This is a genomic window from Ruegeria lacuscaerulensis, from assembly GCF_013031245.1.
GTDB lineage: Bacteria > Pseudomonadota > Alphaproteobacteria > Rhodobacterales > Rhodobacteraceae > Ruegeria > Ruegeria lacuscaerulensis_C.
In genome coordinates, this window is the sequence record NZ_WPZL01000018.1 from 79,683 (window position 1) to 86,967 (window position 7,285).

The 7,285-nt window shown below is 58.2% G+C and carries 5 protein-coding genes; 3 read left to right on the forward strand and 2 right to left on the reverse strand.

From position 1 onward, the window contains the following. Window positions 1-43 precede the first annotated feature (43 nt). From GOX66_RS17960 to GOX66_RS17970, 3 genes are all read left to right on the forward strand, one after another. On the forward strand, window positions 44-2,317 hold the full coding sequence (locus GOX66_RS17960) for an NADP-dependent malic enzyme (RefSeq protein WP_170764169.1): 2,274 nt from the start codon (window positions 44-46) through the stop codon (window positions 2,315-2,317). Window positions 2,318-2,593: 276 nt separating this feature from the next. After that, a complete protein-coding gene (prpE, locus tag GOX66_RS17965) occupies window positions 2,594-4,483 on the forward strand; it encodes a propionate-CoA ligase PrpE (protein ID WP_170764171.1) in 1,890 nt (629 codons plus the stop codon). A gap of 94 nt (window positions 4,484-4,577) precedes the next feature. Beyond that, window positions 4,578-6,017, forward strand: a complete 1,440-nt coding sequence (locus tag GOX66_RS17970; protein WP_170764173.1) for an amidase family protein — start codon at window positions 4,578-4,580, stop codon at window positions 6,015-6,017. Between the two features lie 261 nt (window positions 6,018-6,278). Here the strand turns inward: GOX66_RS17970 and GOX66_RS17975 are convergent, their stop codons facing one another. Both GOX66_RS17975 and GOX66_RS25640 read right to left on the reverse strand, forming a co-directional pair. After that, on the reverse strand, window positions 6,279-7,040 hold the full coding sequence (locus GOX66_RS17975) for an NAD kinase (protein WP_237212662.1): 762 nt from the start codon (window positions 7,038-7,040) through the stop codon (window positions 6,279-6,281). Between the two features lie 56 nt (window positions 7,041-7,096). After that, window positions 7,097-7,285, reverse strand: a 189-nt coding sequence (locus GOX66_RS25640) for a hypothetical protein (protein ID WP_214652683.1), incomplete at its 5' end; no start/stop codon positions are given.

Genomic DNA, 7,285 nt, shown 5'->3' on the forward strand with positions numbered 1-7,285 from the left:
AGTTTAACCCTCAATCAATATTTGGAATGGAGTTGAATCGCTGATGTCAGACACACCTAACCTGCGGCAGGCCGCGCTGGATTATCACGCCCATCCAAAACCCGGAAAGCTTGAGATCAAAGCGACAAAGCCGATGGCCAACGGCCGTGACCTGGCCCGCGCCTATTCCCCCGGCGTGGCCGAAGCCAGTCTTGAGATCAAGGCCGATGCATCCAACGCCGAGCTTTACACGGCACGTGGCAATCTTGTTGCGGTTGTCTCGAACGGCACGGCGGTTCTGGGGCTGGGCAATATCGGCGCGTTGGCCTCGAAACCGGTGATGGAGGGCAAGGCCGTTCTGTTCAAGAAATTCGCCGGGATCGATTGTTTTGACATCGAGGTCGATCAGCCCGATCCCGAAAAGCTGGCGGACATTGTGTGCGCACTGGAGCCCACTTTCGGTGCAATCAACCTGGAAGACATCAAGGCGCCTGACTGCTTTATTGTCGAAAAGCTGTGCCGCGAGCGCATGAACATCCCCGTCTTTCACGACGACCAGCACGGAACTGCCATCGTGGTGGGTGCTGCTGTCAAAAACGCTCTGCATGTGGCGGGAAAGAAATTCGAAGACATCAAGGTAGTTTCGACCGGTGGCGGCGCGGCCGGGATCGCCTGCCTCAATATGCTGGTCAAGCTGGGCGTTAAGCGTGAGAACATCTGTCTGTGTGACATTCACGGGCTGGTCTATGAGGGCCGGACCGAGGACATGAACCCGCACAAGGATCAGTTTGCCCAGAAAACGGACCTGCGCACCCTGGACGACGTGATTGGCGATGCCGACCTGTTCCTGGGCCTCAGCGGACCCAATGTCCTGAAACCCGAAATGGTCGCAAAAATGGCCAAGCGCCCGATCATATTCGCACTGGCCAACCCGACGCCGGAAATTCTGCCGGACGCGGCGCGCGAGGTGGCTCCGGACGCAATTATTGCCACGGGGCGCAGCGATTTCCCCAATCAGGTCAACAATGTATTGTGTTTCCCCTTCATCTTCCGAGGCGCTCTTGACGTGGGCGCAACAGAGATCAATGACGAAATGCAGATCGCTTGCGTGGACGGCATCGCCGAAATGGCCCGCGCCACAACCAGCGCTGAAGCCGCTGCAGCCTACAAGGGCGAACAGCTGACTTTTGGACCGGACTACCTGATTCCGAAACCGTTTGATCCGCGCCTCGTTGGCGTTGTGTCGTCTTCGGTCGCCAAGGCCGCGATGGACAGTGGCGTTGCCAGACGCCCGATTGACGATATCGAAGCCTACAAGGAACGCCTGAACCAGACCGTGTTCAAGTCCGCCCTGCTGATGCGGCCGGTATTCGAGGCCGCAGCCGTTGCCTCTCGCCGGATCGTTTTTGCCGAGGGCGAGGACGAGCGGGTCCTGCGCGCGGCTCAGGCCATTTTGGAAGAAACCACTGAAACGCCCATTCTGATTGGGCGCCCAGAGGTGATCGATGCACGGTGCGAACGGCTGGGTCTGACAGTCAGACCCGGTGAAGATTTCCAGATCGTGAACCCTCAAGACGACCCCCGGTACTACGACTACTGGAGCTCGTATCACGACATCATGCAGCGCCGCGGTGTGACCCCGGATCTGGCCAAGGCGATCATGCGTACGAACAACACCGCTATTGCAGCTATCATGGTGCATCGCGGTGAGGCAGACAGTCTGATCTGCGGGACTTTCGGCGAATATCGCTGGCATCTCAACTACGTTGAACAGGTACTGGCAGACGGCGATTTGCGCCCCCACGGTGCGTTGTCGCTGATGATTCTGGAAGACGGGCCTCTGTTCATTGCCGACACGCATGTGAGGCAATTGCCGACTCCTGAGGAACTGGCCGAATCCACTATCGGAGCGGCCCGCCATGTGCGGCGCTTTGGGATCGAGCCCAAGATCGCATTTTGTTCGCAATCGCAATTCGGCAATCAGGTAGAGGGTTCGGGCAAACGGCTGCGGGCCGCTCTCGACATACTCGACTCTGAAACGCGCGATTTCACTTATGAAGGCGAAATGAACCTCGACCTGGCACTTGACCCCGAATTGCGGTCGCGGATTTTCCCGAATTCTCGAATGGCAGGACCGGCTAATGTGCTCATTTTTGCCCATGCAGACGCAGCCAGCGGTGTGCGCAATATCCTGAAGATGAAAGCCGACGGCATTGAGGTTGGCCCGGTCCTGATGGGAATGGGCAATAAGGCACATATCGTAACCCCGTCGATCACCGCGCGGGGATTGCTGAACATGGCGGCCATCGCCGGAACTCCGGTGGCACATTACGGGTAAAGTTCCCGTACACTTTCGATCAGGTGCCTCGTCGGGCACCTGATCTCAATCCGAGAGCTGGTGATTCTTTGCACGCCAAGATTTGCAGATTTGCAAAAACCGGCAATTGGTGCAGCTGAATTTACCCCAGATGATCAGTTTGCAAAAATTTGCAGGTCAATTCAGCTAAATCTGCAAATATTTTGCGATAAAGTGACGCCCCGTTATGTCCCTCGCTTGTGTGCTGCCCCCCAGCCGCCCTACACACAGCGAAAGGAATTCAAGGAGGAGATCAAAGTGGCCTATCAGGACGTTTACGAAAGCTGGAAATCCAATCCAGAGGCATTCTGGATGGAGGCCGCAAAGGGGATAGATTGGGTTCAACCTCCGACCAAAGCGCTGTTTGACGACAACGCTCCGCTTTACGAATGGTTCTGTGACGCCAAGGTGAACACCTGCTGGAACTCGGTGGATCGGCATGTGGAAAATGGCCGCGGAGAGCAGACGGCCATTATATACGACAGCCCGATCACCCACACCAAACGCGAAATCTCGTATGTCGAATTGCGAAATCGCGTGGCTACACTGGCCGGGGCGCTGCGCGCCAAGGGGGTCGAAAAGGGCGACCGCGTCATCATCTATATGCCGATGATCCCCGAAGCGCTTGAGGCGATGCTGGCTTGCGCTCGTCTTGGAGCGGTACATTCAGTGGTGTTTGGCGGGTTTGCCAGCAACGAATTGGCAGTACGGATCGACGACGCGAAACCCAAGGCGATCATCGCTGCGTCCTGCGGGATGGAGCCGGGCCGCGTCGTGCACTATAAACCCCTGCTGGACGGTGCCATCGACATGGCCAGCCACAAACCCGATTTTTGCGTGATCTTCCAAAGGGAACAGGAAGTGGCAAATCTGGTCGAAGGGCGCGATTTCAACTGGCACGGCTTCCAGTACGGCGTCGAGCCGGCGGAATGCGTTCCGGTGGACGGCAACGATCCGGCCTACATCCTTTATACATCCGGCACCACGGGCGCGCCTAAAGGTGTCGTACGTCCGACCGCAGGACATCTTGTGGCGCTGAACTGGACGATGAAGAATATTTATGACGTTGACCCCGGAGACGTGTTCTGGGCGGCGTCGGATGTCGGCTGGGTCGTGGGGCATTCCTACATCTGCTACGCCCCGCTGATCCACGGAAACACCACCATCGTCTTTGAGGGAAAACCGGTAGGCACCCCCGATGCGGGCACATTCTGGCGGGTAATTTCCGAGCATAAGGTCAAAAGCTTCTTCACCGCCCCCACCGCCATTCGGGCCGTCAAACGCGAGGACCCGAAGGGCGAGTTGCTGGCGAAATACGACCTTTCGAAATTACGCGCCCTGTACCTGGCCGGGGAACGCGCCGACCCCGACACGATCGAGTGGGCGCAGGCAGCACTGAATGTTCCCGTAATCGACCACTGGTGGCAGACCGAGACCGGTTGGGCCATTGCAGGTAATCCCTTGGGGATCGAGGAACTTCCGGTCAAGCTGGGTTCACCCGCAAAGGCGATGCCGGGATATGACGTGCAGATCCTGGACGAAGGCGGCCACCCGATGAAACCCGGTGAGCTTGGCGCGATTGCAGTCAAACTGCCGCTGCCACCGGGCACCCTGCCGACGCTTTGGAATGCCGAAGAGCGGTTCAAAAGCTCCTACCTGAACCATTTCCCCGGATACTACGAAACCGGTGACGCGGGCATGATCGATGAGGACGGATACCTCTACATTATGGCGCGCACCGATGACGTGATCAACGTCGCGGGCCACCGGCTGTCCACCGGCGGGATGGAAGAGGTTCTGGCCGCCCATCCCGATGTGGCCGAATGTGCGGTGATCGGCGTGACGGATCAGCTTAAGGGGCAGATGCCCGTGGGCTTTCTGTGCCTGAACGCGGGGTGCGATCGGGATCACGGCGAGGTCGTTCAGGACGTCGTCAAACTAGTGCGCGAAAAGATCGGCCCGGTCGCCGCCTTCAAGCAGGCCGTTGTCGTGGATCGTCTTCCCAAGACACGGTCGGGCAAAATCCTGCGTGGGACGATGGTGTCGATAGCGGACAGCAAAGACTACAAGATGCCCGCAACCATCGACGATCCGGTCATTTTGGACGAGATCACCGTAGCGCTGAAATCCATCGGATACGCCCAATAAGCGGCCTGCGGGCGGTCTTTGGCCGCCCGCGCCTCGCCTTTCTCTTGCAACCAGAAACAGGGCCCCTACTGTCTGACCAAGACAGTGAGGCTTCATGACCCAAACAGACATCTGGCGCCTGAGCGCCACAGAGTTGACCGCACTCACCCACAGCGGAGAGCTGAGCGCCGAAGATGTAGTGCAAGACGCGATCACGCGAATGCATCAGGTCAACCCGAACCTGAACGCCGTGGTCGAGGATCTGAGCGATGAAGCGCTGGAGCGGGCACGCAATCTGGATAAAGCCAAAGCGCAAGGGACAGCAATCGGTCCGCTGCACGGGGTGCCGGTCACCATCAAGATCAATGTCGATCAAAAGGGTCACGCAACGTCTAACGGCGTTGTGGCGCTAAAAGACGTGATCGCGCCCGACGACGCCCCCGTCGTGCGCAACCTGCAAAACGCCGGGGCTATCGTGATCGGTCGAACAAATACGCCCGAGTTTTCGTTCCGCGCAGACACCGACAACCCGTTGCATGGTCGGACCCATAACCCATGGGGTCGCCACATTTCACCCGGCGGGTCTTCGGGTGGCGCAGGTGCGGCCGTTATGTCCGGCATCGGAGCGCTGGCCCATGGCAACGACATCGGCGGCAGCCTGCGGTTTCCGGCCGCCGCCAACGGGGCTGTCACCGTTAAACCGGGCCTTGGCCGCGTGCCTGCCTGGAACCCCAGTCAACAGACCGAGCGCGGGATTCTGGCGCAGTCCATGTCGGTGCAGGGCCTGATCACACGCTCTGCCGCGGACCTTCACCGGTCGATGCCCAGCTTGATTGCGGAAGACCCACGCGATCCGTTTCACGTCCCGATACCGTGGCGCGGTGAAAACATGGAAGGCCCCGTCAAGGTCGCCTTCACCAAAAACACTTTTGGTTATGCCCTGCACCCCGAGGTCGAAAAGGCGCTGGACTCAGCGCGCGATGCGCTGGTCGACGCCGGATATCTTTTAGAGGAGATCGATCCGCCCGATGTCTTTGAATGCGGCCGCTCCGGATATCGCGCGCTGATGGGCGAAGTTCTGACCTTGATGAAGGGCGACATCGAGGCAGCGGGCTCACAAACTATCCGCGATATTTTTGAAGTCTATTTTCAGGAATTTCCGCCGATTCTGGAAACCGAACTGATCAGGATGCTGGCAAAACGCAGCCATTTTGCCCGGGAATGGTCGCTGTTCATGGATGACTACCCTCTGGTTTTGTCGCCATTCCTGCCACAGCCGTTCTTTAAACCGGACCGGGATACCGAAGGCGCCGAGGGCGTGCACGAGGTTCTGGGCTGCGCTGTCTACTCCTATGCGATGAATTTCCTCGGGTTGCCTGCCGCCTGCGTTCCCGCGCGGTTGGCCGACCTGCCAAACGGGCCGCAACCGATCAACATTCAGATCGCCGCCCGTCGCTGGCGCGAGGACATGGCGGTCGATGCCGCCGCCGCGATTGAGGCGCGCGTAGGTCAAATGTGTCTGCCGTTATGGGATATGATGGGGACGACCACATAAGTCGCCCCGGCCAAAGAAATAGACCCCGGGTTTTTTGTGCCCAGGGTCCGCTTGCTTAAATAAACCCGGAAATTTGATAACGAGCGTAGCACCACCTACCCTCGCCAGCGCGAAATTTGCGCAATCATTCGACAACGCCGTCTGGTGGCCACTCACTCCCACCTAGGCGTGTATTCCGGGCATACTCAGACTAACAAAAGATGAATCGAACTCCTGTGAACTGGTTCACATAAGGCGAAAAAACCTTCGATGTTTCGCGATTTAGGTGAATTGTTCCGAGATCAGCCGTTCTTCCAACCCGTGCCCCGGATCGAAAAGGATGCGGTGTTCGATGGACGGTTCTGACCGAATCTCGACCCAATCTATATCTTCGAAGGAAACCGAGTCTGCATCCGCCATGACCGGTCGTTTATCTGCGTCCAGTACATCGAAGCGAACCTTCGCTATCTTGGGCAGCAGCGCACCGCGCCAACGGCGCGGGCGAAAGGCGGCAATTGCCGTCAGCGCAAGCACGTCCGAGCCGATTGGCAAAATGGGACCGTGTGCCGAGTAGTTATAAGCAGTCGATCCGGCTGGCGTTGACAGCAATGCACCGTCGCAAACCAGTTCGTCCATCCGAACCCGCCCGTCGACACTGATTTTGAGACGCGCCGCCTGCGGCCCGGCCCGCAACAGCGACACCTCGTTGATTGCCAGCGCCTCATGCAATTTGCCCGCCTGGTCCATGGCCCGCATCGCCAATGGGTTGATGACCTCTTCCTCCGCGGCGGCCAAACGCTCCAAAAGGTCTGCCTTGTGAAATTCGTTCATCAGGAATCCGATGGTGCCGCGGTTCATGCCATAAACGGGCGTGTCGAGATGTTGCATGTTGTGCATCGTGTGCAGCATGAACCCGTCGCCGCCCAACGCGACCACAACATCCGCATCCCGAGGCGCAACATTTCCATACAGTTTCACCAGGCTGTCCCGCGCGGTTTGCGCCACTTTGATGTCGCTGGCGAGAAATGCGATTCTCTTTGTCATCTTTTTCGGTTTCCGGTGCTGCACATTTGGTTCCGAAACAAACATACCTTTCCCCATTAGGCCAGTCTTGACGCCACAGCGGGCCAAATCGTCGCTTTACTGCTTTTGCATATGTACCGTTTCCGATAGGAAATCCGCGAGATAATCCCCAGCCATGTGGAGCCCCAATGAACGCCAATCTTCGTGATACCGGTTTTTTCACCCAGTCCCTTTCCGACCGTGACCCAGAGCTTTTTGGCTCGATC

What these genes read in the sequence shown, in the direction of transcription:
- GOX66_RS17960 (WP_170764169.1), top strand. Translation starts at nt 44, where the DNA reads ATGTCAGACACACCTAACCTGCGGCAGGCCGCGCTGGATTATCACGCC.
- GOX66_RS17970 (WP_170764173.1), top strand. Translation starts at nt 4,578, where the DNA reads ATGACCCAAACAGACATCTGGCGCCTGAGCGCCACAGAGTTGACCGCA.
- GOX66_RS17975 (WP_237212662.1), bottom strand. Translation starts at nt 7,040, where the DNA reads ATGACAAAGAGAATCGCATTTCTCGCCAGCGACATCAAAGTGGCGCAA.